We start from the raw sequence: 23,166 nt of genomic DNA on the forward strand, positions 1-23,166 counted from the left end.
ACTTCGCCCGGTCAAGGGCTGGTCACCCGGCCCGGTGCGAGGCTCGTCAACCACTCGTGGGCGGTCGGGAGTCGTCCCGGCGGCCGGGGTGAACACCCGCCGCTCTCCCCGCGTTCGGGGCGCGCGGCGGGTGCCGTTGTCCGGCGGGTGAACGGGCGGTCTCGTTTTGAAGCGCGGGCCACCTGATCAATAGGATCCGCCGATGATCACAAGACAAAGGCTGGCAGCAGGGGTGTTCGCCCTGCTCGCCGCCCTGACGGCCGGGATCGCCGTCCCGTCGACGGCCGTCGCCGACGAGATAACGGCCACCGCGCCCAAGGTCAACCTCCTGCTGGACGTCAGCGGTTCGATGCGGGCGAAGGACATCGACGGGCAGTCCCGGATGGCCGCGGCGAAGCAGGCGTTCAACGAGGTCCTGGACGCCACGCCCGAGGAGGTCCAGCTCGGCATCCGCACGCTGGGCGCCAACTACCCCGGGGACGACCGCAAGACGGGCTGCAAGGACACCGCGCAGCTGTACCCGGTGGGCCCGCTGGACCGCACCGAGGCGAAGACGGCCGTCGCCACGCTCACCCCGACCGGCTGGACCCCGATCGGCCCCGCGCTGCTGAAGGCGGCCGACGACCTGGAGGGCGGCGAGGGCACCAAGCGCATCGTCCTGATCAGCGACGGCGAGGACACCTGCGCCCCGCTCGACCCGTGCGAGGTGGCCCGCGAGATCGCCGCCAAGGGCATCGGCCTGACCATCGACACGCTCGGCCTGGTCCCGAACGCCAAGCTGCGCGTGCAGCTCAGCTGTATCGCCGAGGCGACGGGCGGCACGTACACCTCGATCGAGCACCGCGACGAACTCACCGACCGTGTCAACCAGTTGGTGGACCGCGCGGCCGACCCGGTGGTCGTCCCGAAGGCCGTCGAGGGCACCGACGCGTGTGCCGGGGCGCCCACGCTCACCTCGGGGCTGTTCACCGACCGCGAGGAGTTCAACCAGCAGCGCTGGTACCGGGTGGATGTGAAGCCGGGCCAGGAACTGCGGGCCTCGGTGAGCGTCGCGGCGGACCGTGACGTCAACCCGCACTACGGGGTGCTGCTGCGCGCGGTCACCGTCAAGAACCGTGAGATCGTGCGCGGCGAGGCGGCCGGCACCGGCCGCACGGACGTCATCTCGACGGGTCTGCGCTATCCGAAGGCGGAGGCCGAGGACGAGGAGGACGAGGACGTCGCCGAGACCGTGTGCCTCCAGGTGACCCACTCGTACGCGGCCGCCGGCGGGGTGAAGACCACGCCCGGTCTGCCGCTGGAGATCACCGTCGACGTCGTGGACGGTCCGGACCCGGCGAAGGACGTGGCGTCCTTCGGTCTCGGCCGCGGCTGGTGGCTGCTCGGTGTGCTGGTGCTCGTCGGGTTCCTGGCGGGTGTGCTGTGGGGCTGGCTGTCGCGCTGGCGGGTCGCGGTCTGGAGGACCAACTGATGCGGATCACACGTGTGTGGGGCGCCGCCCTGCTGATGCTGGCCCTGGCCGCCTCCCCGGCGGCCGCGGACTCCTCTCCCTCCGCGAGCCCGTCGGAGAACGGTGACGCGCCCACCGAGGCGGGCACCTCCTTCCGTACGGCGGCGGAGTTCGAGCAGGGGGAGACCGCCACGGCGAGCGCCTCGACCGGCGACTACCTGTACTGGTCGTTCCCGGCGGACGCCGGCCAGCGGCCCACCGTGAAGGCGACGGTGAAACTGCCGGAGGCGGCCGAGTCCGCCTCGACCTGGCAGCTCGACGTGTACGACGGGCTGCGGCGCCGCCAGGCCTGCCAGTACGGGGCACAGACGCGCACGGCCGACGCGGGGGCGGCCTCCGTGGAGCTGGCCTGCACGCTGCGCACGGTCCGCGCCTGGTCGGAGCCGTGGTCCGGCGACCCGCTGCCGGGCACGTACTACGTCCGGCTGACGACGACGCGACTGGCCACGGGTGACCTCGGGCTGCCGGTCGGGGTCGAGGTCCGGGCCGAGTCCAAGGACATGGGCGGTGCGGCGGCGGTCGACGGCTCGCTGGCGCAGCCGCTCGTGCCGGGCATCGCGGTGACCTCGAAGCAGGACGACGAGGACTCCTCGACGGAGGCCGTCCTGTCCTCCCTCGAACCCGACGACGGCTGGGCGTCGGGCTGGTGGAGCGACCGCTGGGTCTGGACCGCGCTCGGCGCGGTACTCGCCGCCCTCGCGGGCATCGGCGGCTACTGCCTCACCCGCGGCTCGGGCCGCCCGACGAGGGTGCCCCCACCGGGCGCCTGACACCCCCGTGAAGGCCCGCCGAACCCTGGAATTCACCCGGGTCCGGCGGGCCTTCGGCGTGGACGGGTCCTACCCCTCCCGCAACTCCTTCGCCAGGGCCCCCTCCCCCGACACCTCGACCCGGCCCGCCCGTACGGCGTCCCTGAGGGGCAGTTCGCCGCGGCGGACCGCCTCGCAGGTCTCCTCGTCGAGGGTGAGCCGGGCGTCCGGCTCGCCCGGGGCGGGGCCGTCGCCGTAGACCGGGCCCTCCTCGGCGCCCGTCCACAGATGGAACGTCCCTTCCTCCAGGCGGACTTCGACGAGCCCGGCGGCGCAGCCGTCGAGGTTCCGCAGGAGCGGCAGGGCGGACCAGTGCGCCCGTACGGCGTCCGTCGGCCGGCGCTCTCCCAGCGCGCCCTCGCCCCACTCCCCCAGCGCCTGGAGCACCGGGAGCAGATCCCGTCCCCGGCCCGTGAGTTCGTAGACGTACGCGGCCCCCGGCGGCGGCAGCCGGCGCCGGGTCGACAGACCGTCACGCTCCATGTCCTTCAGCCGTGAGGCGAGGACGTCCGTGCTGACGCCGGGCAGGTCCGCGTGCAGGTCCGTGTAGCGGCGCGGCCCGGCGAGCAGTTCGCGCACGATCAGCAGGGTCCAGCGGTCACCGACGAGGTCGAGCGCCCGGGCGGCGGAGCAGTACTGGTCGTAGCTTCGGCGAGGTGACATGCGACGCAGTCTAGACATGTCGTTGGACTTTCCAAGCACTCACTTGGTAAAACCAAGCAACACAACGAACCGGAGGGCGAGAGCGCATGGAGTTCCGGCAGTCGAGCAAGCTCAGCGAGGTCTGTTACGAGATCCGCGGCCCCGTGATCGAGCACGCGAACGCGCTGGAGGAGGCGGGCCACAGCGTGCTGCGCCTGAACACCGGCAACCCCGCCCTCTTCGGCTTCGAGGCGCCGGAGGAGATCCTCCAGGACATGATCCGGATGCTCCCGCAGGCCCACGGCTACACGGACTCGCGCGGCGTACTCTCCGCCCGCCGCGCGGTCGCCCAGCGCTACCAGACCCTCGGCCTGGAGGTCGACGTCGACGACGTCTTCCTCGGCAATGGCGTCTCCGAGCTGGTCTCCATGGCCGTACAGGCGCTGATCGAGGACGGCGACGAGATCCTCATCCCCGCGCCCGACTTCCCGCTCTGGACCGCCGTGACGACCCTCGCCGGCGGCAAGGCGGTCCACTATCTGTGCGACGAGCAGGCCGACTGGTACCCGGACCTCGACGACATGGCATCGAAGATCACCGACCGCACCAGGGCCGTCGTCATCATCAACCCCAACAACCCCACCGGCGCGGTCTACCCCAAGGAGATCGTCGAGGGCATCCTCGACCTCGCCCGCCGCCACGGCCTGATGGTGTTCGCCGACGAGATCTACGACCAGATCCTGTACGACGACGCCGTGCACCACTCGGCCGCCGCGCTCGCCCCCGACCTGGTCGTCCTCACCTTCTGCGGCCTGTCCAAGACGTACCGAGTGGCGGGTTTCCGCTCCGGTTGGCTGGTCGTCACCGGCCCCAAGCAGCACGCCCGCAACTATCTGGAGGGCCTGACGATGCTGGCCTCCATGCGGCTGTGCGCCAACGCCCCCGCCCAGTACGCCATCCAGGCCGCGCTCGGCGGCCGTCAGTCCATCCGGGACCTGACCGCGCCGGGCGGGCGACTGCACGAGCAGCGGAACGTGGCGTGGGAGAAGCTCAACGAGATCCCCGGCGTGTCGTGCGTGAAGCCCAAGGGCGCGCTGTACGCGTTCCCGCGCCTCGACCCCAAGGTCCACAAGATCCACGACGACGAGAAGTTCGTCCTCGACCTGCTGCTGCGCGAGAAGATCCAGGTCGTCCAGGGCACGGGCTTCAACTGGCCCACCCCCGACCACTTCCGCATCCTCACCCTGCCCCACGCGGACGACCTGGACGCGGCGATCAGCCGTATCGGACGGTTCCTGAGTGGCTACCGGCAATAACGGAGAACCGCTGTTTCCGGAATTTCCCAAAAGATAATTCCTCGTGCTCGCAGCCACCGTCATATCCCTCTATAGTCCCCAACACACGAGTTCGGGTGTTTCGGGGGTGGATGTGAACTCCGGTACGAACGTGGTCACGGGCGAGGACGTCATCGGCGGGGCGCTGCGACTGCTCGCGTCGAACGGGGAGTTGGGCTCCCACGACGTCGAGAAGGTCGAGCTGGAACTGCCGGGTCTGCTGGAGCGGTATCGCGCCGACCCGGTGACGGTCGATCAATTGGCAGCCCGGCGGGGCGGGTTGATGTCGACGGGGCTGGTGACCACGGTCCTCACCGAGCCCCTGGTCGTGGCCGTCGTGGCGACGCTCATCGCGGAGGGCGTCAAGGTGGGGACCCGCGCGGTGAACGGAAGAGTCGGCCGCTGGTGGTCCGGGCGCAGAGAACGGCGGCGCCTGGTCTCGGCGTTACGGGAGCCGGCCACGCCCATCGAGGCACGGGACACCGAGTGGCTGGTCGGCTATGTGGCCGCGAAGTGCGAGGGCATCGGCTGCCCGCCGGAGCAGGCCGCCGCGGTGGCCCGCGCCGTGGCCACCGCCTGGGTCGCACGAGGCGGCAGCGGACCGGGGGCACCGGCGGGCGGCACCGGACCCGTCCCCGGGACGCCCGAGGGCGGCACCGGGCCCGGGACACCAGCGGGTGGCGCCGCTCCCGGCGCAGGGGAGGGCGGCAGCGGGTGACGCGCCCGCGCGCCGGGGTTCCCTCCGCGCTGCCGCATCCGACGTCCACCCAGTTCCTGCTACTGCTCCTGATGGTGAGCGCGGCGTCGCTCTTCGCGGGCACATGGTGGGGAGTCCTGACACGGGACGGCTGGACCGCGCCGCGCGAGGAGTGCGTACGCCGGGCGGCCACGACCGGCGCCGAGCCGGGCACCGTCACACGCTGCCTGAACCACGTTCTGCTCGGCGAGTCGGCCGTGAGTCTGCTCGGCCCCCTGCTGGTGCTCGCCCTCACCGGACTGGCCGTCCTGCTCACCACGTTCTGGCGGCTGCGGCGCTGGCGGCGTCACCCGTTACCGGTGCCCGAGCGGACGGCGACGGCCCTGACCGGCTGCCTCGCCGAGGCCGGCTGCGCCTTCGCCCGGCCGCCGGTGCCGGTCGTCGAACGCCGGAGCACCTTCGGCGGCGCACGCGAGGAGGTACGGGCGTACGGGCTGTTCGGGCGGCGGTACGTCGTCGTCGCCCACTACACCCCGCTCGCCGACGCCAGTCCCAGGGCCGACGAGAGCGAGGGCCGGGTCGCCCTCGCGGGCCTGCGCCACGAGGTCGCCCATCTGCGGGCCGGGGACGTGGGCCGCGGCCGTTTCGCGTTCCACGCCCTGTGGCTGCTCCCCCTCCTCGTCGTCCTCCCGTTGGCGGTCGCGGCCGTCGGCCGTCCGGCGGACCTCGTGCTCTCCCTGGGCTGGCGGCTCGCCGCGGTGACCATCGTGGTCCTGCTGGCCTTCGGCGCGTTCGTCCGCACCCGTGAGTACGAGGCCGACGCGGCCGTCGCGGACCGGGAGGGCATGGCCCTCGCGGTGGAGGAGTCGCTCACCAGGGGCCGGACCCGGCTGCCCGAGTTCCTGCGGCTGCATCCCGACGACCACAGCCGGCTGCGCGCACTGAGGGAGCCCGGCGGGCCCCCACGGCTGCTCCTGGTCTCCTGCCTGATCGCGGGAACGGCCGTCGGTATGTCCTTCCAGGAGGTCGCCCTGCTGCTGGAGACCGCGACCGGCGGCGAAACCCTCCTCGCGTACTGGCTCACCGGGCTGCTCACCGGAACGGCCCTCAGTGCCGTCGTCCCCGTCTCCCTCTGGCGGGACCTGCGCCCGGACGCCGTACGGGACGCAAGGGATGTGTGGGACCGTCACGGCACGCCGTACCGGCTGCTGGCAGGCGCCCTGCTGGGCCTCGCCCTCGTCACCGGCTCGCAGCTCTCGCCCCGCGCCGCCGCGTCCTGGGACCGCCTGTTCCCCACCGCGCTGCTGCCGGGGGACAACCACGGCCTCTTCGCCCACCGGCCGCTCGCGGCGCTCCCGCTCGTCGCGGCGGCGGTCGCCGGCGGGGCCGCGTTCGTGGTCTGGTCCCGGGCCCTCGCGCCCGCACGGTCGCCGTCCCCGGCCGCCTCCCCACGGGTCCGCACCCGCCGCGGACCCGTACGGCTCCGCCCCATGCTCGGGCCGGGCGCCCTGATCGCCCTCGGAGGCCTGGTGCTGTCCGTGCCGCTCGCGCTGTGGTTCCAGGCGCAGCGGCTGGTCGCCACGTCGTACGTCCCCCCGAGGGTGGTCGGGCGTCTGCTGCTGTCGCCGGTAGTGCTGGGGGCCCTGTGCGCCACCGGGATCGCCGCGCCGGCGGTGCTGTGGGCGGCGCGCCGGTGGCGTCCGCGTACCGGCGTGGTCCTGTGGTCCGGTGCCCTGGTGGGCGCGGCCCTGCTGCCGCTCACCGCGGTGGCCGCGGGCACGGCGATCGACCGCGGCGCCGGTCCCGCCCCGCCCCTGACGCGACCGTCCGACGGAGCGGATCCCACAGGCCGGGTGCCGGAACGCTCGCTGCCCATCGCCCCGAGCGCCACGGACCCGGCCCGGGACCCGGCCGTCGAACCGGCCCTCGCCTGCTACCTCTTCACGACCACACCCGTCGAACGCCTTCACACACCGGACGGCCTGCGCGAGGTGGTGGAACGGATGAAGGTGACGCGCGACGCGGCACTGCGCGCGATCGTGCTCGGCGTCCTCGACGGCCTCGACGAGGCACGGACGCGTCCGGGGGAGGCCGACGACTTCGACATCGGGGCGGCCGTCCGCGACATCCACGCGGCTTGCAAGGTCGTACTCACGCGATAGCGCACGACGAAGAACCACGACAGAGAACCACGGCAAAGAACCACGGTGAAGAACCACGGTGAAGGGGGAGTCGGGATGAGGAACGCGGGAGCGATCTTGACGGTGGCCGTCGTCCTGCTCGTCGGCGGCTGCACAGACGGCGACGGGGGCGGAGGCGGGGAGGGCGGCACCGGCAAGGGGCGTGGCGGGGGCGGGAGTTCCGCCTCGGCCGGGCGCGAGAGCGTGCCCCTGCCCACCCCCGACGAGGTCTCCGCCGCGTTACTGGGCGAGGAGGACCTCGACGGGTACGACCTCGTCGAGCCCGACCCGGACGCCACCCCTCCCGACGGCTCGGACCGGCCCCGCTGTCTGCGCGCCCTCAACGACCTCGACCACGGCACCCCGCCGTCCGGCACGGCGGTGCAGGCCAGGGCCCAGTTCGACCACAGCCAGTTGGGGCCGTGGGTCCGCGAGACCCTCCGGGTCCACCGCGACGAGGCGGCCGCCCGGCGGGCGTTCGACAGGACGGTCGCCGATCTCGCGGACTGCGCGCACTTCACCATCACCTGGTCCGACCTCGCGCGAACCGGCACCGAACGGCTGCGGGAGACGACCGGTCCGGAACTCGGCGACCGCAGTTGGGCCGCCGCCATCGAGGTCGAGCTGGGCGGCTTCCCGTCCGGCGAGACCAAGACGCTCGTGCGGCAGGGCAGGCTGCTCGTCGTGATCAGCCACGCGGCCGCCCCGAAGGCACCACCGTGGGCGGAGACCGAGGACATCACCCGCCGGGCGACGGAAGGCGCGACCCGCGCCCTCGACGACGTCTGAGGAAACAGCCGGGGCCTGCCGGGACAGCCGACGGTCGAGGACACCCGCGAGCAGCCGATGCCCGGGCGCACCCGCGAGCCGCCGATGCCCGGGCGCACCCGCGAGCCGCCGACGGCCGGGCGCACCCGCGAGCCGCCGACGGCAGCCGAGAGCGCCGAGGACATCTGCGGGATCGCCCCGGACACCTGGGTAGACCCTCCCCATGACTGAGCGACCGCTCCTCCTCCTGGATGTCGACGGCCCCCTCAACCCGTTCGGCGCCCGTCTGTGGCGACCGCGCGGCTACGTGGCCCGCCGGGTGCACCCCACCGTCTGGTCCGCCCGCCAGAAGCCCGGCTCCCGCAGGCTCCGCCGGGGCCTGCGGATCCGCCTCAACCCCGCGCACGGGCAGCGCCTGCTCGCCCTGCCGTACGACCTGGCCTGGGCGACGACCTGGATGCACGACGCGAACGAGATGATCGGCCCCGTGATCGGCCTCCCCGCCGACCTGCCGGTCATCGAGTTCACCGACATGTTCGCGCGTGACCCCGACGGCCTGTACTGGAAGACCCGCCGGGTCCTGGAGTGGGCGGCCGGCCGGCCCTTCGTCTGGGTCGACGACATGATCACCGACCTCGACGTCCGTCATGTCGCCCGGCACCACGACACACCCGCCCTGCTGCTGCGGATCGACCCCCGCCGGGGGCTCGGCGAGCCCGAGTTCGAGGAACTGGAGCGATGGGCTCGTAGCCTGTGAGGCATGGGTGATCTTTTTCTTGTGCGGCACGGGGAGACCGAGTGGTCGCTGTCCGGGCAGCACACCAGCTGGACGGACCTCCCGCTGACCGACCGGGGGCGGGAACAGGCGCGCGGGCTGGCTCCGTTGCTGACCTCGCACCGCATCGGGGCCGTGTTCGTCAGTCCGATGAAGCGGGCCCGCCAGACCGCCGAACTGGCCGGGCTGACCGGGGCGCAGGTGGACGCTGATCTGTCCGAGTGGGACTACGGGGCGTACGAGGGGGTGACGACCCAGGAGATCCACCGGACGCGGCCCGACTGGTTCCTGTTCACCGACGGGGTGGCGCCGGGACCGCCCGAGCACCCCGGGGAGGGCCCGGAGGACGTCGGGGCGCGCGCCGACCGGATACTGGCGAAGGCGCACGCGGCGCTCGGCAACACGGAGGGCTGTGTGGTGCTCGTGGCGCACGGCCATCTCCTCCGCGTCGTCACCGCGCGGTATCTCGGGCTGCCCGCGTCCGCCGGGGCGCTGTTCCAGCTCGCCACGGGCACGGTCTGCCGACTCGGCACGGAGCACGGCCGCCCGGTGCTCGCGGCGTGGAATGTCAGACCCTCCTCGTAGTCTTCGAGTGGGTTGACGCCGTCCCCGAGTGACAGCGCTCCTCCGCGAAAGGAGGTCGTCGTGACCCGACCGCCGACCGCCGTCCAGCGGCGGATCATCGACGCCGCCGAGCCCGTGACCGGACGGCTCACGGGTACGGAGACCCAGCTGGCGGCGCTGGTGAAGCGAGGGCTGGCGTTCCGCCACCCGCGCCCGCCGCACGATCACTTCCTGACCCCGGCCGGGCACCGCGTACGGGAGGCGGGCCCGCCCGAGGCGGCCCCGGCCCCGGCGCCGGCGCCGACCGCCGCCCCCGCCGAGTCGGGCGGGTTCGCGGCCCGGGTGGGCGGCGAGGAGAGCGCCGGGGACGGACCGGCGCGGGCCCGCGAGGTGCACAGCGCCTGGCAGGGGCTGCTGGAACTCCGCCGGATGACGAACCCGGGCGGCGCCACCGACCTCCCGTGCGGCTGGGAGCGCGCGCATCTCGTACGGGCCGCCGCGCTCGCCCTGGAAGCGGCGGGCCACCGCCCGGCGAGCCCGGAGGTGGAGCGTGGCGGCTACCGGGTGCGGACCACCCCGCAGCCGGAGGCCGTCGCCGTGCACGAGCCGGACGCGGGGGCGCTGCGCGACTGCGCCGAGACCCTTCGCCGGGCGGGCTGGCAGCCGAGCGAGCACACGGACCCGCGGACGCGGGAGCGGTATCTGCTGGCCTCCCCCAGGAAGGTGTGACCGGGCGGAGCCGGCCGCGGGGAGGCGTCGGACTGTAGCACCCGCGATGAGCAAGCGCTCAGTAAGCTTGCGTCCGTCCTGTTCGCCGCTGAGGTAGTCGAGGGGTAGTCGTGTCCGAGCCGTTTTCCGTCCCGGTGACCGTCCGGGGGTACGAGACCGACGTACAGGGGCACCTCAACCAGAGCGTGTACCTCCAGTACGGGGAGCACGCGCGCTGGTCGCTGCTCCAGGCCGCCGGGATCCGCCAGGCCGATCTGATGGCGAGGGGTGTCGGTCCCGTGGCGCTGGAGACGACGATCCGTTACCGGCGCGAGCTGCTCGCCGGTGACGAGGTCGAGGTGACGTGCGTGTTCGTCTGGGGCGAGGGCAAGACCTTCCGGGTCGAGCAGACGATCCGCAGGACCGACGGCACGGTGGCCGCCGAGATCACCGGTGTGGGCGGCCTGATGGACCTCAAGGCGCGCAAGCTGGTCGCCGACCCCGGCGCGTACTTCAGGGAGCTGGCGGACGACCCGAAGCTGTTCGGACTGTGAGCCCGGCTCACGACCCCAGGCTGTTCGGGCTGTGAGTGCACCCCGCCGCCCCAAGCTGTTCGGGCTGTGAGCGCGGCCCACAGCCCGAACAGCTACTGACCTCGTCCCGTCGGTCAGCCCAGCGGGTTCAGCAGCGCGGGGTCGTTCTCGAAGGCGAACAGCAGCAGGTCCGTCATCGTGAAGTGGCCCTTGCGGTGGGCCGGGAGGCTCGGCCGCCAGCCCGGGTGCTTCACGATGGAGACGCGGCTGCCCTCCATCGCCCGGTGGAAGACCTCGGCGACGAGCGTGCCGCCGACGCCGGTGAGGCGGCCGGGGTGGCGTCCGTTCACCTCGGCCTCGCGCAGGACGTAGAACCACAGCGGGGTGTGCTCCACGACCTGGGCGCGCTCGGCGTCGGTGAGGCCCTCCAGGACGGCTCCGCCGGCGCCCCGCAGGATCTGGTCCTCGGTCAGCCCCTTGATGCCCATCTGCGCGGCCAACTGGGGGCCGGTGACCAGTTCGACCATCGCGGCGCGCGTGAGGTTGCGGAACGCGAGATTGCGGTGGATCGGCGGCGGTGCCGGGCGGCCCCGGCCGTCGAAGGTGCCGGTGGGCAGGGCGGCCAGCGGGTCGACGAGGAGGGTGTCCAGCCGCTTGGCGAGGTTGAACTCGCCCTTGGGCACCACCAGATCGTCCCGGCCGGCCTCCCCGAAGTCGAACAGCCGGCGGAAGTCGACGATCCAGTTGCTCGGCAGCCGCAGGTTCTCCCCCGCGTTCGGGTCGTCGAGGTCGCTCAGGTCGTCCGGTCCCGGCGTGAGGTTGCCCGCCGTGCCGCTGAACCGGAAGAGCAGGCCCAGCGAGGCGATCGGACCGGGGCCGCCCGCACGGAACACCCTGTTCCACTGGTACGCCGTCCGCACCATGCTGTGCCCGAGCCGGTAGGCGGCGACGGAGAACTCGATGGGCATCGTCGGCAGATCGCCGGGCCGGGTGTACCCGGGCACCTCGAAGTGCCGCCGCCCCCGGGTGAAGACGCGCTCGACGATCTCCGGGTCGACGACCCGCGGCAGGAAGTCCGTGCGCAGGACCCACTGGTAGTGCTTGACGACGATCTCCCGGGCGGCCTGGAACAGCCGGCGCTCGGGCACTCCCCGCTCGGCGAGCAGGTCGATGACCCGGTTGTGGAAGCGGATGAACGCCAGGTGGAGCTGGCCGACGGCCAGGTTCTCGTCGTTGCGCGCGTCCGGGATGAGCGGGGCGCGCATGTCGGCGCGGGTGCCGCCGGCCGTCTCACCGGCGCGGGGCAGGTCGAAGCCCTTCTGGTCGGTGTTGGCGGGCGGCAGCTCGGGCGGGAAGCCCACACCGAGGGTCGTGCCCGTCTTGAGGCGGCCGTCGGCCTCGTAGAACCGGGCGCTGCCCGAGTGGTGCGGGCCCATGCCGTACAGCGAGTCGAGGTCGAGGGCGGGGCTGCGCCCCTGGAGCAGCTCCTCGACCGGGACGGGCTCGCCGAGCCCGACCTGGGTGCGGTCCAGCGTCAGGTCGTGGTCGACGAACTGGCCGAGGTAGGTGAACCCGGCCGGAACCGGTGTCCCCGGACTCCCCGAGTCAGGGTCGTCGCCGCCCGTGCCGACCGTGGTCATGGCCGCCGCGAGCTTCGCCCGCAGCGCCTCGTCGAGTTGCACCCCCTTCTTGCCAAACCTGGAGAAGCGGAAGGCGAGTTGCTGCTCGGCGGCGCTCGGTACGCGCGCGACGGCGTCCCCCTTCTCGAACTCCAGGATCCTGCCCTCGTCGACGACGTAGTAGCTCTCGCGATGGTGTCGACGCACCATGTGTGTCCCCGTTCTGTCCCCCGACCCCGCGACCGGCCACAACCGGACGTACCGGCTCCTCCCGGATCTTCCGGCCCCCACCGGACGCGAAGCGATCAATTCGGATGAATCCCTGTTTCCCGACAACGTGTCGCGTCCGGCGAGAGTTTCCCTGTCGGCACATCCGGCGCAGATCGACGTACGGCGGATCGAGCGAAAGGCGTACGAGGGGCGTATGGGACGGCCGGGCCGGCGGCGGGGGGCGGGATTACGGCCGTTCACGCCGGATTCTCCCCCTTGTGGCCGTGTGTCGGTGCGGAAGGACCGTTTCGGTGGGTATTGCTGCCACGGCGTACCCCCCACCCGCACCCGGAGACATCATGCCGCTCGCCCGCCGTGCCCTGCTCGCCGTCTTCGCCGCCGGTTCGGCGGGAGCGGCGGTCGCCTGCGTTCCCGCCCGCGCGAATCCCTCCGACGACGCGCCCCGCGCGGACGGAGCGGAGGACACGGCGGCCGCGGCGGCGGCCCGGCGCCTGCTGCCGGACCACTGGCGGCAGATCACGTTCGCCGTGGGCACCGAGCGGGACACCTTCCACGTCGCGGGCGGCACCGGGCGCATCACGGTCACCGGCGACACCCCGGCGACCCGGCTCACCGGTCTGAACTGGTACCTGCGGCACATCGCGTACGCCGAGATCAACTGGGCGGGCGAGCAGACCGCCCTCCCCCGCGTCCTGCCGGGCCTCGACGGCACCGTCACCCGACGCGCGAACGTCCCCCACCGCTTCGCCCTGAACGACACCAACGACGGTTACACGGGCGCCTACCTCGACTGGTCGTACTGGGAGCGCGAGCTGGACGTGCTGGCGCTGCACGGCTACAACGAGATCCTCGTCCTCGCGGGCGCGGACGCCCTCTACCACCGGGTGTTCCAGGAGTTCGGGTACGGGGAGAAGGAGCTGCGGGAGTGGATCCCGGGGCCCGCGCACCAGCCGTGGTGGCTGCTGCAGAACCTGTCCGCGTTCCCCTCCCCCGTCTCCCGGCAGCTCCTCGACGCCCGCGCCGCGCTCGGCCGCCGGATCGCCGACCGGGTGCGCGAACTGGGCATGACGCCGGTGTTCCCCGGCTACTTCGGGACGGTCCCGCCGGGCTTCGCCGAGCGCGTCCCCGGAGCGCGGACGGTCCCGCAGGGCACATGGATGGGTTTCGCCCGCCCCGACTGGCTGGACCCGCGCACGGACGCCTTCGCGCGGGTCGCGGCCGCCTTCTACCGCACCCAGGACGACCTGTTCGGCGGGGCGTCGACCCTGTACAAGATGGACCTGCTGCACGAGGGCGGCGACCCGGGCGACGTGCCCGTGGGCGACGCGGCGAAGGGCGTCGAGCGGGCGCTGCGGCGGGCCCACCCCGACGCCGGCTGGGTGATCCTCGGCTGGCAGCACAACCCGCCACGCGCGATCGTCGACGCCGTCGACAAGGAGCACATGCTCGTCGTCGACGGCCTCTCCGACCGTTTCCCGACGGTCACCGACCGCGAGGCCGACTGGGGCGGCACCCCGTACGCGTTCGGCTCGATCTGGAACTTCGGCGGCCACACCGCGCTCGGCGCCAACACCCGCGACTGGGCGGAGCTGTACGAGACGTGGCGTACGAAGCCCGGCAGCGCGCTGCGTGGGATCGCGCTGCTGCCGGAGGCCGCGGACAACAACCCGGCGGCCTTCGCCCTCTTCTCCGAACTCGCCTGGCGCGAGGGCGAGCTGGACCTGGAGGGGTGGTTCGCCGACTGGGCGCACGCGCGCTACGGCGCCCGTGATCCGCATGCCGAGGCCGCCTGGGACATCCTGCGCCGCACCGTCTACGGCACCACACGCGCCGACGGGTGGAGCGAGGGCGCCGACGGCCTGTTCGGTGCCCGCCCGGGGCTCACCGTCGTCCGGGCGGCCCGCTGGTCGCCCAAGCAACTCCGGTACACGGCGGCGGACCTGGAGCCCGCCCTGGGTGAACTGCTGCGCGTACGGTCCGCGTTGCGCACCTCGTCCGCCTACCGGCGGGACCTCCTCGACGTGGCCCGCCAGACCCTCTCCAACCGCAGCCGCGTCCTGCTGCCGCGGATCAAGGAGGCGTACGACGCCCGCGACGCCGCCGGGCTGAAGGAGCTGGCGGAGGTCTGGCTGTCCCTGATGGACCTGCTGGACCGGCTGCTGGCCACCGACTCCCGTCATCTGCTGGGCCGTTGGGTCGCGGACGCGCGTGCCTGGGGGGCGGACGACGCCGAGCGGGAGCGGCTGGCGTACGACAATCTGTCGCTGCTGACCGTGTGGGGCACGCGGGCGGGCGCGGACGCGGGGCTGCGCGACTACGCGAACCGGGAGTGGGCGGGCCTGGTCGGCGGGCTGTACCGGGCGCGCTGGTCGACGTACTTCGAGGAGCTGCGGGCCGCGCTCGCCGAGGGGCGGGCGCCGAAGAAGATCGACTGGTTCGCGCTGGAGGACCACTGGACCCGGGACCCGGGGCCGCTCGCCACCGAGCCGACCGGCGACACGTACACGGTGGCCACGCAGGTGTGGGAGCGGCTCACGGCACTCTCCTGAGCAGGCCCGGCCCGCCTGTCGAGGCCGAGCCCCACTCTCCTGACATGGCCCGGCCCGTCCGTCGAGCCCGAGTCCGCCTGTCCGAGCCCGGTCGCCGCGCGGTCAGTCGCACCGTTCCGGGGCGCACAGTCGCTGTGCGCCCCGGAGACGGCCGCCGTGGACCCCGCTCGGGTCCACGGCTTCCGACCGAGGGCCGTCCCCCTCGGCCGGAGTCGGGGCGGCGTACGGCACAGGCGGGTTCCCGCCGCGGCGTCGGCGCGGAGTGGTGGGGTCAGTCCCCGGCCGCGATCCGGGCCAGTCGCCGGGCCTCGTCCCGTGTCGAGCGGGCGATCGCGTCCTCGTCCACGTGCAGCAGGCGGCCGTCCTCCACGACGGCCCGGCCGCCCACCAGCGACAGGGTCACCGGGGCCGCCGCGCCGAAGACCAGGGCGGTCACCGGGTCGGCGATGGACGCGTGGGCGAGGGTGTCCAGCTTCCACAGGACCAGGTCGGCGAGCTTGCCGGGCTCCAGGGAGCCGATCTCGGCCGCCCGGCCGAGGACCTGGGCGCCGCCGTAGGTGCCGAGGCGCAGCGCCTGGCGGGCGTCGAGGGCGGCTTCGCGGTGGGGACCGAGGCGGTTGACGAGGAGCGCGTTGCGCAGCTCGGTGTGGAGTTCGCCGGACTCGTTGGAGGCGGTGCCGTCGACGCCGAGGCCGACCGGGACGCCGGCCGCCAGCATGTCGGGGACGCGGGCGATACCGGCGGCGAGGCGGGCGTTGGAGGACGGGCAGTGGGCGACTCCGGTCCTCGTCCGGGCGAAGGCGTCGATGTCGGAGTCGTTCATGTGGACGCAGTGCGCCATCCACACGTCCTCGCCGAGCCAGCCCGTCGACTCGAAGTAGTCGGTCGGGCCCATGCCGAACAGCTCGTGGCAGAACTTCTCCTCCTCGACCGTCTCCGAGCCGTGCGTGTGCAGTCGCACCCCGAGACGTCGGGCCAACTCGGCGCCCTGCCTGAGGAGTTCGGTCGACACGGAGAACGGGGAGCAGGGGGCCACGGCCACCTGGGTCATCGCGCCGAAGGAGGCGTCGTGGTGCTCGTTCACGGTCGCCTCGGTGGCGGCGAGCGCCCCGTCGAGGGTCTCGACCGCGAAGTCCGGGGGCAGGCCGCCGTCCTTCTCGCTGCGGTCCATGGAACCGCGGGCGAGGGTGAAGCGGACGCCCGTCTCACGGGCCGCGCGGATGATGGCGCCCGACAGGTCGCCGGAGCCCTTCGGGAAGACGTAGTGGTGGTCCATCGCGGTCGTCACACCGCCGCGGGCCATCATCGCGAGGGAGCCCTGGGCCGCCGCGTACGTCATCTGTTCATCGATGCGGGCCCAGGTCGGGTACAGCGCGACGAGCCAGTTGAAGAGGTTGTGGTCGGTGGCGAGGCCCCGTGTGATCCACTGGTAGAAGTGGTGGTGGGTGTTGACCAGGCCGGGGGTCACCAGATGTCCGGTGGCGTCGATCCGGCGTACGACGTCCGTCAGGCCCTCGGGGGCCCGTCCCGCGCCGACCGACTCGATCACGTCGTCCGCGATCACCACATGGCCCGACGTGTACTCGGTGTCCCGCGCGTCCACGGTCGCGATCGCCGCGTTCTCGATGACGATGCGCTGTGCCATCGTTGTTCGTCCCAACTCCCGGTGTACGTTCCGGGTCCGCGTCAGAGGTTGGTGAGATCGGCCGGGATCAGGGCCTCGACGCCGTCCCGCAGGACGGTCGCCTCGATGAGGCCGTAGGGGCGGTCGGCGGCGAAGTACACCTCGTTGTCGTTCTTGAGGCCGAACGGCGCGAGGTCCACCAGGAAGTGATGCTTGTTCGGCAGGGAGAAGCGGACCTCGTCGATCTCGCTCCGGTGGTCGATGATCCGGGCGCCCATCGCGTAGAGGGTCTGCTGGAGCGACAGCGAGTACGTCTCGGCGAAGGCCTCCAGCATGTGCTGCTTGACCTGCGCGTACGACGTGTCCCAGGCGGGCGTCGGCTGCTCGTCGTCGGTCCAGTTGAACCGCCAGCGGGCGGAGACGTCGGTGGCGAGGATGCGGTCGTGCGCCTCGGGGAGGGTCGTGTACTTGTCCTTGACGTAACCCCAGAACTCGGAGTCCGTCGAGTTCATGACGGTGAGGTCCTTGAGGCCGGAGACGACCTCCCACGCCGAGCCGTCGTAGGTGATCTGCGCGAGCCGGGTCTCCTGGCCCGTGCGGACGAACGAGTGCGCGCCCTTCCCGGAGTGCTCGATGCGCTCCCAGGAGTACTCCTCCATGCGGATGCGGGCCCGGTGGATGGCCGGCTGGGAGGTCACGAAGTGGCGGGCGAGATGGATGCCGAACTGCTCGGCGGACTCGATGCCGTGCTCCTTGGCGAAGGCGTACACCGTGTTCTTGGTGGTGTCCGTCGGCAGGACGTTGGCGTTGGAGCCGGAGAGGTGGACCTCGTCCATGTCGCCGGAGAGGGACACGGAGACGTTCAGATCCTTGATGTGGTGGGTGGCGCCGTCCCGCGTGATGCGTACGACGCGGTTCTCGGCCTTGCCGTACTGGTTCTGACCAAGAATGGGCATGGGTGCTAACTCCCTCGGTATACGGAGTAGCCGAACGGGTTGAGCAGCAGCGGTACGTGGTAGTGCTCGCCGGCTTCCACGGCGAACGTGATGACCACCTCGGGGAAGAACACACCGCTGTCCCGATGCGCGGGGGCGTCCTGCTGTGCCTCGGCTCGCTTGGTCTCGAAGTACGGCTCCACGGCGAAGTCGAGCCGTACGTGGGTCGTCCCTTCCGGCAGCGCCGGGAGGTCCTTGCACCGGCCGTCGGCGTCGGTCGCGGAACCGCCGAGGGCCCGCCAGTCGGCGTCGCGTCCCGGACGGGCGGCGAGGCGGACGGCGACGCCGGGGGCGGGGCGGCCGACGCTGGTGTCCAGGATGTGCGTGGACACGGAGGCCGTGGTGCTGGTGCTCATGCTGCTCTCAGTCCTCTTCGACCAGTCGGGTCAGGCGGATGCGGTTGATCTTGCCCAGTTCGACGCGGACGATCTCCCGTTCCTCCTCCGGCGTGTTGCCGATGCGCTCCGCGACCGCGTCGCGCATCTGCTCGCCGGTGCGGCCGGTGGCGCAGATCAGGAAGACATGGCCGAACTTCTCCTGGTAGGCCAGGTTCAGTTCGAGCATCTCAGCCTTCAGCGCGTCGGAGGCACCGGCCATGCCGCGCTGCTCCCGGGCGGAGGTCGCGTCGCCCGGCGTGGGGCGGCCGATCGGCGGGTGTCCGGCCATCGCCTCCGCCAGGTCCTCGGCGGTCAGTTCGGCCATGGCGGCGTCACTGGCGGCGAGCAGGTCGTCGACGCCGGCGTACGGTCGGCCGGCGAGGAGTCTGCGCCCCCATTCCGCCGAGGCGCACGCCTCGTGGAGCACGGCGACGGCGGCTTGCTTCTCCAGGGTGTTGAACCGGGCGAGGCCCGGCGTCGAGGAACGCGAAGTCACGGGAGCCTCCGTGGCCGAGGTGCTGGACTGGCTACGGCAAGCTAACGCCCCGCGACGACATCACGTCAACAGTTTGTTGAAAAAACGCGGGGGGTGCCCCTCGATCGGCGGGGTGGCCGGTCACCGGCCCTTGGTCGCGTTCTCCCTGTTCAGGTAGTTGTAGACGGTGAAGCGGCTGACGCCGAGCGCGCTCGCGACGGTCTCCACACCGTGCCGCACGGAGAACGCGCCGCGCGCCTCCAGCGTCCGCACGATCTCCTGCTTGGTCTTGCGGTCGAGGTCGGCGAGGGGCTTGCCGTGCCGGCGCTCCAGCGCGGCGAGGATGTGGTCCAGCGACTCGGCGAGCTGCGGCAGCCGGACGGCGACGACGTCGGCGCCCTGCCAGGAGAGCACGACGTCGTCGGGACCGGCCTCGCCCGGCGGCAGCAGAACCCCGCCCATGGCGTCGACCAGCGGCTTGACGGCCGCGACGAAGGGGTCGTCCCCGGCGGCGGTCACCCCTGCCCCTCCCCGGACTCCCCGGACTCCCCGACCACGTTGACCTGGAGCGAGACCCGGGTGGCGCCCGCCTCCAGCGCCCGGCGCAGCAGGGCGTCGACCGCGCCGAGGACGGCGTCGGAGCCACCCTCGGCGGTGTTGCCGAAGGGGCCCACGTCGACCGCGTCCAGCTCGGCGGCCTCGATGACGTCGCGGGCGACCAGCGCGTGCCGGGGCGGCTCGTCCAGATCGAACGGCTCGGTGGTGAACTCCACTCGCAATCGCACTACGCCCCCATGACCTCGGATCCGACCTGCGCGTTCTGTCATCACACCGGCGGTGTGCCCAGCCGCTGCGACACGACCTTAACGGCGACCGGGTCCGCCGAGGACGCCCGCGTCGGGAGGTGAGCCCGGCGAAACGCCGCGGTGGTCCTTCGCGACCCTCCCGTAACCGGCCAACATTCCCCATCATGGACATCCTGCTCGTAGCCAGCGCGTTCAACAGCCTCTCCCAGCGGGTGTACGCGGAACTGTCCGACCGGGGTCACCGGGTCGACGTCGTTCTGGCCTCGCACGGCACCGACGCGGTCCTGGCCGCCGCGCGCGAGGTCCGCCCGGAACTGATCGTCGCGCCGATGCTGAGGAGGGCGCTGCCCGAGGAGGTGTGGCGGGAGCACACCTGCCTCATCGTGCACCCGGGACCACCCGGCGACCGCGGCCCGTCCTCCCTGGACTGGGCGATCGCCGAGGGCGCGGCCCAGTGGGGTGTGACGGTGCTCCAGGCGGAGGCGGGGATGGACGCCGGTGACGTCTGGGCCGCCGTGTCCTTCCCGGTGCCGCCGGTCGGCAAGAGCGACCTGTACCGGGGCGAGGTCGCCGACGCCGCCTCGGCCGCCGTCCTGCTGGCCGTCCAGCGGTACGCCGACGGGTCCTTCAAACCGCGGCCGCAGAGCGATCCCGGGATCCGGGTGGTGTGGCGCGACTTCTTCCGCCAGGAGCGGCGCGGGATCGACTGGGAGAACGACAGCACGGAGACGGTGCTGCGGAAGCTCCGCGCGGCCGACTCGCAGCCGGGCGTCCTCGACGAGGTCCTCGGCCGCGAGGTGTTCCTGCACGGCGGCCACGCCGAGGACCGGCTCCGAGGCGCTCCCGGCGCACTGCTGGCGACCCGGGCCGGCGCGGTCTGCCGGGCCACCCGGGACGGCGCGGTGTGGATTCCGGAGCTGCGCCCCCGCAAGAGTTCCGGCGACCCGGCGCCGTTCCGCCGCCCCGCCGCGTCGGTCCTCGCCGGCTTCCCCGCCCCGCCCGGCACCGACCGGGGGACGTCCGGCGGCGACGAGCACCCGCACCGGCTGCCGGAAGACACCGTCCCGCTCGAACTGCCCCCGGACCGGCGCACCTTCACCGACATCCGGTACCGGCGGCAGGGCGCCGTCGGATTCATGGACTTCTCGTTCCCCGGCGGCGCCATGAGCACCGACCACTGCCGCCGACTCCTCGACGCCTACCGGTACGCGCTCGCCCGCCCCACCCCGGTACTGGTGCTCGGCGGGTCCCGCGACTTCTTCTCCAACGGCATCCACCTGGGCGTCATCGAGGCGTCGGCCGACCCGGCGGCCGAGTCCTGGGCCAACCTCAACGCCATGAACGACCTGGTCGAGGCGGTGCTGCGCACCACCGACCGCCTGGTGGTCGCGGCACTCGGCGGCAACGCGGCGGCCGGCGGCGTCATGCTCGCCCTGGCCGCCGACGAGGTGTGGTGCCGCGAGGGCGCCGTCCTCAACCCGCACTACCGGCGCATGGGCCTGTACGGGTCGGAGTACTGGACGTACACGCTTCCCCGCCGCGTCGGGGCGGAGAGGGCCGAGCGGCTGACGGGCGAGGCGCTGCCGGTGAGTGCCGTGACCGCCGCGCGGATCGGGCTGGTGGACCGCCGGATGCCGGTCCCGCCCCAGGGCTTCACCGCCGAGGTCGCCCGGACGGCGGCGGAGCTGGCCGACGCCCCGGACCTCGCGTCGCGGATCGCCGCGAAGGCCGCGGCCCGGCGGGCGGACGAGGAGCGCAGGCCGCTCGCCGATCACCGGCGGGACGAACTCGCCCGTATGCATGCCGTCTTCTTCGATCCGGAGGCCTCGTACCACGCCCTGCGCTCGGCGTTCGTGCGGAAGCTCCCGCACGGCTCCGCCCGGCCCCTGGCGACGGGAGGCGCACGATGAGCGCGCGGCTGCTGGTGGCGGGCGTCGGCAACATCTTCCTCGCGGACGACGCCTTCGGCCCCGAGGTGATCCGCGCCCTCGAAGGGCACCCGCTGCCGCCCGAGGCGCGGGTGCGGGACTTCGGCATCCGCGGCATGGACCTCGCCTACGAACTGCTCGGCGGCTACGACACCGCCGTCCTGGTCGACGCCTGCGCACGCGGCCACCGGCCCGGCACCCTGTCGCTGATCGAACCGGAACTCCCCGACCGCGCCACCGACGGCCCCCCGCCCGAGGCGCACGGCATGGACCCGGCGAAGGTCCTCGCCCTGGCCGCCCACCTCGGCGACGAGCCGCTCCCCCGCGTCCTCGTCCTCGCCTGCGAACCCCAGGTGCTGCCGCGGGGCGACGAGGACATCGCGCCCGGCGTCAGCGCGGCGGTGCGCGACGCCGTCGCGCGGGCCGTCACCGCGCTGCACACCCTGGTCCCGGCGCTGCTCGCCGACCCGGCGGCGACACCGCCGCCGACCCGGGCCGCGATGCCCGGTTGAGCCGCCCGGAGGAATCCGGGGGCCGGTCAGCGGCCCGTCTCCCCGGTCCGGCGGCCGGGGGCGCGGAGGATCGGCAGCGGTCCGACGCACCCGAATCCCGCGAGGAGCTGTGCCCATGTGCGAGTCCATGGACGACGTCACCCAGGCCGTCCTGGCGAAGAACGACGGGCTGGCCGCGAGCCTGCGCGACGAACTCACCGGCCGCGGCGTGACCGTGGTCAACCTGCTGTCCAGCCCGGGCAGCGGCAAGACCGAACTGCTCGGCCGGGTGCTGGCCCGGGCCGTGGAGCGGGGGGTCCCGGTGGCCGCGCTGACCGCGGACCTGGCGACCGAGAACGACGCCCACCGGCTCGCCCGCTCGGGGGCGCCGGTGAAGCAGCTGCTGACCGACGGACTGTGCCATCTGGAGGCCCGGCAGCTGCGCGGCCACGTGGAGAGCTGGCTGCCCGCCGACACCTCGCTGCTGTTCGTGGAGAACGTCGGCAACCTCGTCTGCCCGGCCTCCTACGACCTGGGGGAGAGCCTGCGGATCGTCCTGATGGCGGTGACGGAGGGCGAGGACAAGCCGCTGAAGTACCCCACGGCCTTCGGCTCCGCCCAGCTCGTCGTGCTCACCAAGACCGACCTCGCCGAGGCCGCCGGGTTCGACGAGTCCGCCTTCCTCGCCCATGTGCAGCGGGTCAACCCGGGCGTGGAGGTGGTGCGGTCCTGCGCCCGCGGCGGCGAGGGCGTCGACACCGTCCTGGAGCGGGTGCTCGCCGTGCGGGACGGGGCACCCGTCCACCGGCCTCCCCTGGCGCCGCGCCCGCACCGCCATGACGACGCCGCGTCCGGCCTCACGGCCGGACGCGTCTCGTGACGGCGCCCGCCACCCGCACCCCGCGCGGCACCGGCGACGCCCGGACGGTGCGCCGACGCCTCACCGTCCGCGGAACCGTGCAGGGCGTCGGCTTCCGCCCCTTCGTCCACCGTCTGGCCACCGACCTGGAACTCGCCGGGTTCGTGGGCAACACGGCGGACGGCGTGCTCATCGAGGTGGAGGGCCCGCCCGACGGCATCACCCTCTTCTGCGACCGACTGGCCGCCGAGCCGCCGCCGTTGGCCACCGTCACCGCCGTCGGCATCGAGGAACTGGCCGTCACCGGCGCCGACGACACCTTCACGATCCGCTCCACCGACCGCTCCCCGGGCCGCACCCTCCTCCCGCCCGACGTGGCGACCTGCGGGGACTGTCTGCGGGAGCTGGCCGACCCGGCCGACCGCAGGCACCGGCACCCCTTCGTCACCTGCACCCACTGCGGACCCCGCTTCACCATCGCCACCGGGATGCCCTACGACCGGGCGGTCACCACCATGGCCGGCTTCCCCCTGTGTCCGGCGTGCGCCCGCGAGTACGGCGACCCCGGCGACCGCCGCTTCCACGCCCAGCCCGTCGCCTGCCCCGACTGCGGGCCCCGGCTGCGGCTGGTGCCCGCGCCGGGCGACGCCGCCCGGCCCGCCCTCGGCGCCGACGCCCTCGCAGCGGCCCGC

General features: G+C 73.1%; 22 protein-coding genes and 1 pseudogene. 15 read left to right on the forward strand and 8 right to left on the reverse strand.

All coding sequences use genetic code 11. The annotated features are described in order from the left end of the window. The first annotated feature begins 202 nt into the window (after positions 1–202). Together M8J73_RS06325 and M8J73_RS06330 are read left to right on the forward strand one after the other, a co-directional pair. Positions 203–1,471, forward strand: coding sequence for a VWA domain-containing protein (locus M8J73_RS06325; RefSeq protein WP_107423893.1), 1,269 nt, complete (start codon positions 203–205; stop codon positions 1,469–1,471). Beyond that, positions 1,471–2,280 (forward strand): hypothetical protein, encoded by an 810-nt coding sequence (locus tag M8J73_RS06330; protein WP_055536871.1) that lies wholly within the window; start codon positions 1,471–1,473, stop codon positions 2,278–2,280. Before M8J73_RS06325 ends, M8J73_RS06330 begins: the two co-directional genes overlap by 1 nt. Positions 2,281–2,349: 69 nt before the next feature. On the opposite strand, the gene M8J73_RS06335 is transcribed toward M8J73_RS06330, so the two are convergent. Continuing rightward, positions 2,350–2,982 (reverse strand): winged helix-turn-helix transcriptional regulator, encoded by a 633-nt coding sequence (locus M8J73_RS06335; RefSeq protein ID WP_249828326.1) that lies wholly within the window; start codon positions 2,980–2,982, stop codon positions 2,350–2,352. Between the two features lie 86 nt (positions 2,983–3,068). Here M8J73_RS06335 and M8J73_RS06340 point away from each other — a divergent pair, with 86 nt between their 5' ends. The 8 genes from M8J73_RS06340 to M8J73_RS06375 all read left to right on the forward strand — a co-directional run bounded on the left by M8J73_RS06340 (position 3,069) and on the right by M8J73_RS06375 (position 10,541). Further along, a complete protein-coding gene (locus M8J73_RS06340) occupies positions 3,069–4,277 on the forward strand; it encodes a pyridoxal phosphate-dependent aminotransferase (RefSeq protein WP_055537309.1) in 1,209 nt (402 codons plus the stop codon). A gap of 106 nt (positions 4,278–4,383) precedes the next feature. After that, positions 4,384–5,013 (forward strand): hypothetical protein, encoded by a 630-nt coding sequence (locus tag M8J73_RS06345; protein WP_055537308.1) that lies wholly within the window; start codon positions 4,384–4,386, stop codon positions 5,011–5,013. Beyond that, entirely contained in the window at positions 5,010–7,154 is a 2,145-nt protein-coding gene (locus tag M8J73_RS06350; protein WP_055537307.1) for a M48 family metalloprotease, read from the forward strand. Before M8J73_RS06345 ends, M8J73_RS06350 begins: the two co-directional genes overlap by 4 nt. A 75-nt stretch (positions 7,155–7,229) precedes the next feature. Further along, a complete protein-coding gene (locus tag M8J73_RS06355; RefSeq protein WP_249828327.1) occupies positions 7,230–7,961 on the forward strand; it encodes a sensor domain-containing protein in 732 nt (243 codons plus the stop codon). Positions 7,962–8,163: 202 nt separating this feature from the next. Beyond that, positions 8,164–8,697 (forward strand): HAD domain-containing protein, encoded by a 534-nt coding sequence (locus M8J73_RS06360; protein ID WP_249828328.1) that lies wholly within the window; start codon positions 8,164–8,166, stop codon positions 8,695–8,697. A 3-nt stretch (positions 8,698–8,700) separates the two neighbouring features. Further along, positions 8,701–9,300 carry a histidine phosphatase family protein gene (locus tag M8J73_RS06365; protein WP_055536901.1) on the forward strand — a complete coding sequence of 200 codons (600 nt, stop codon included), beginning with the start codon at positions 8,701–8,703 and terminating at the stop codon, positions 9,298–9,300. 60 nt (positions 9,301–9,360) lie between these two features. Continuing rightward, entirely contained in the window at positions 9,361–10,008 is a 648-nt protein-coding gene (locus M8J73_RS06370) for a hypothetical protein (RefSeq protein WP_249828329.1), read from the forward strand. Between the two features lie 110 nt (positions 10,009–10,118). Then, positions 10,119–10,541: an acyl-CoA thioesterase gene (locus M8J73_RS06375; protein WP_055536899.1), complete on the forward strand. Its 423-nt coding sequence runs from the start codon at positions 10,119–10,121 to the stop codon at positions 10,539–10,541. Between the two features lie 113 nt (positions 10,542–10,654). On the opposite strand, the gene M8J73_RS06380 is transcribed toward M8J73_RS06375, so the two are convergent. Then, positions 10,655–12,349, reverse strand: coding sequence for a peroxidase family protein (locus M8J73_RS06380; protein ID WP_055536898.1), 1,695 nt, complete (start codon positions 12,347–12,349; stop codon positions 10,655–10,657). A 359-nt stretch (positions 12,350–12,708) separates the two neighbouring features. On the opposite strand from M8J73_RS06380, the gene M8J73_RS06385 reads away from it, so the two are divergent. Next, the gene (locus M8J73_RS06385) at positions 12,709–14,919 is read left to right on the forward strand and encodes an alpha-N-acetylglucosaminidase (RefSeq protein ID WP_055536897.1); all 2,211 of its coding nucleotides are present in this window, start codon (positions 12,709–12,711) and stop codon (positions 14,917–14,919) included. 271 nt (positions 14,920–15,190) lie between these two features. Here M8J73_RS06385 and M8J73_RS06390 read toward each other — a convergent pair whose 3' ends face one another. The 6 genes from M8J73_RS06390 to M8J73_RS06415 form a co-directional block, all read right to left on the reverse strand. Next, positions 15,191–16,564 carry an 8-oxoguanine deaminase gene (locus M8J73_RS06390; protein ID WP_055536896.1) on the reverse strand — a complete coding sequence of 458 codons (1,374 nt, stop codon included), beginning with the start codon at positions 16,562–16,564 and terminating at the stop codon, positions 15,191–15,193. A gap of 41 nt (positions 16,565–16,605) precedes the next feature. Continuing rightward, entirely contained in the window at positions 16,606–17,499 is an 894-nt protein-coding gene (pucL, locus tag M8J73_RS06395; protein WP_055536895.1) for a factor-independent urate hydroxylase, read from the reverse strand. A 5-nt stretch (positions 17,500–17,504) separates the two neighbouring features. Next, a complete protein-coding gene (gene uraH / locus M8J73_RS06400; protein WP_055536894.1) occupies positions 17,505–17,894 on the reverse strand; it encodes a hydroxyisourate hydrolase in 390 nt (129 codons plus the stop codon). Positions 17,895–17,901: 7 nt separating this feature from the next. After that, positions 17,902–18,411 (reverse strand): 2-oxo-4-hydroxy-4-carboxy-5-ureidoimidazoline decarboxylase, encoded by a 510-nt coding sequence (uraD, locus tag M8J73_RS06405; protein WP_055536893.1) that lies wholly within the window; start codon positions 18,409–18,411, stop codon positions 17,902–17,904. 120 nt (positions 18,412–18,531) lie between these two features. Continuing rightward, positions 18,532–18,909, reverse strand: a complete 378-nt coding sequence (locus tag M8J73_RS06410; protein ID WP_055536892.1) for a helix-turn-helix domain-containing protein — start codon at positions 18,907–18,909, stop codon at positions 18,532–18,534. Continuing rightward, entirely contained in the window at positions 18,906–19,175 is a 270-nt protein-coding gene (locus tag M8J73_RS06415; protein WP_249828330.1) for a YkoF family thiamine-binding protein, read from the reverse strand. The genes M8J73_RS06410 and M8J73_RS06415 overlap by 4 nt, the downstream gene beginning before the upstream one ends. Positions 19,176–19,360: 185 nt before the next feature. Between M8J73_RS06415 and M8J73_RS06420 the strand changes: the two genes are divergently transcribed. The 4 genes and pseudogenes from M8J73_RS06420 to M8J73_RS06435 all read left to right on the forward strand — a co-directional run. Further along, positions 19,361–21,106, forward strand: coding sequence for an enoyl-CoA hydratase-related protein (locus M8J73_RS06420; protein ID WP_249828331.1), 1,746 nt, complete (start codon positions 19,361–19,363; stop codon positions 21,104–21,106). Then, positions 21,103–21,710: pseudogene (locus M8J73_RS06425) on the forward strand (hydrogenase maturation protease); the annotation flags it as partial. The gene M8J73_RS06420 and the pseudogene M8J73_RS06425, both read left to right, overlap by 4 nt. Before the next feature lie 41 nt (positions 21,711–21,751). Beyond that, a complete protein-coding gene (gene hypB, locus M8J73_RS06430; protein ID WP_055541473.1) occupies positions 21,752–22,495 on the forward strand; it encodes a hydrogenase nickel incorporation protein HypB in 744 nt (247 codons plus the stop codon). Further along, positions 22,492–23,166, forward strand: a 675-nt coding sequence (locus M8J73_RS06435) for an acylphosphatase (protein ID WP_249828332.1), incomplete at its 3' end; no start/stop codon positions are given. The genes hypB and M8J73_RS06435, both read left to right, overlap by 4 nt.

This window comes from Streptomyces neyagawaensis (genome assembly GCF_023516595.1).
In the GTDB taxonomy this organism is placed as follows: Bacteria; Actinomycetota; Actinomycetes; order Streptomycetales; family Streptomycetaceae; genus Streptomyces; species Streptomyces neyagawaensis.

What these genes read in the sequence shown, in the direction of transcription:
- M8J73_RS06325 (WP_107423893.1), top strand. Translation starts at nt 203, where the DNA reads ATGATCACAAGACAAAGGCTGGCAGCAGGGGTGTTCGCCCTGCTCGCC.
- M8J73_RS06330 (WP_055536871.1), top strand. Translation starts at nt 1,471, where the DNA reads ATGCGGATCACACGTGTGTGGGGCGCCGCCCTGCTGATGCTGGCCCTG.
- M8J73_RS06335 (WP_249828326.1), bottom strand. Translation starts at nt 2,982, where the DNA reads ATGTCACCTCGCCGAAGCTACGACCAGTACTGCTCCGCCGCCCGGGCG.
- M8J73_RS06340 (WP_055537309.1), top strand. Translation starts at nt 3,069, where the DNA reads ATGGAGTTCCGGCAGTCGAGCAAGCTCAGCGAGGTCTGTTACGAGATC.
- M8J73_RS06355 (WP_249828327.1), top strand. Translation starts at nt 7,230, where the DNA reads ATGAGGAACGCGGGAGCGATCTTGACGGTGGCCGTCGTCCTGCTCGTC.
- M8J73_RS06360 (WP_249828328.1), top strand. Translation starts at nt 8,164, where the DNA reads ATGACTGAGCGACCGCTCCTCCTCCTGGATGTCGACGGCCCCCTCAAC.
- M8J73_RS06365 (WP_055536901.1), top strand. Translation starts at nt 8,701, where the DNA reads ATGGGTGATCTTTTTCTTGTGCGGCACGGGGAGACCGAGTGGTCGCTG.
- M8J73_RS06380 (WP_055536898.1), bottom strand. Translation starts at nt 12,349, where the DNA reads ATGGTGCGTCGACACCATCGCGAGAGCTACTACGTCGTCGACGAGGGC.
- M8J73_RS06385 (WP_055536897.1), top strand. Translation starts at nt 12,709, where the DNA reads ATGCCGCTCGCCCGCCGTGCCCTGCTCGCCGTCTTCGCCGCCGGTTCG.
- M8J73_RS06390 (WP_055536896.1), bottom strand. Translation starts at nt 16,564, where the DNA reads ATGGCACAGCGCATCGTCATCGAGAACGCGGCGATCGCGACCGTGGAC.
- pucL (WP_055536895.1), bottom strand. Translation starts at nt 17,499, where the DNA reads ATGCCCATTCTTGGTCAGAACCAGTACGGCAAGGCCGAGAACCGCGTC.
- uraH (WP_055536894.1), bottom strand. Translation starts at nt 17,894, where the DNA reads ATGAGCACCAGCACCACGGCCTCCGTGTCCACGCACATCCTGGACACC.
- M8J73_RS06420 (WP_249828331.1), top strand. Translation starts at nt 19,361, where the DNA reads ATGGACATCCTGCTCGTAGCCAGCGCGTTCAACAGCCTCTCCCAGCGG.
- hypB (WP_055541473.1), top strand. Translation starts at nt 21,752, where the DNA reads ATGTGCGAGTCCATGGACGACGTCACCCAGGCCGTCCTGGCGAAGAAC.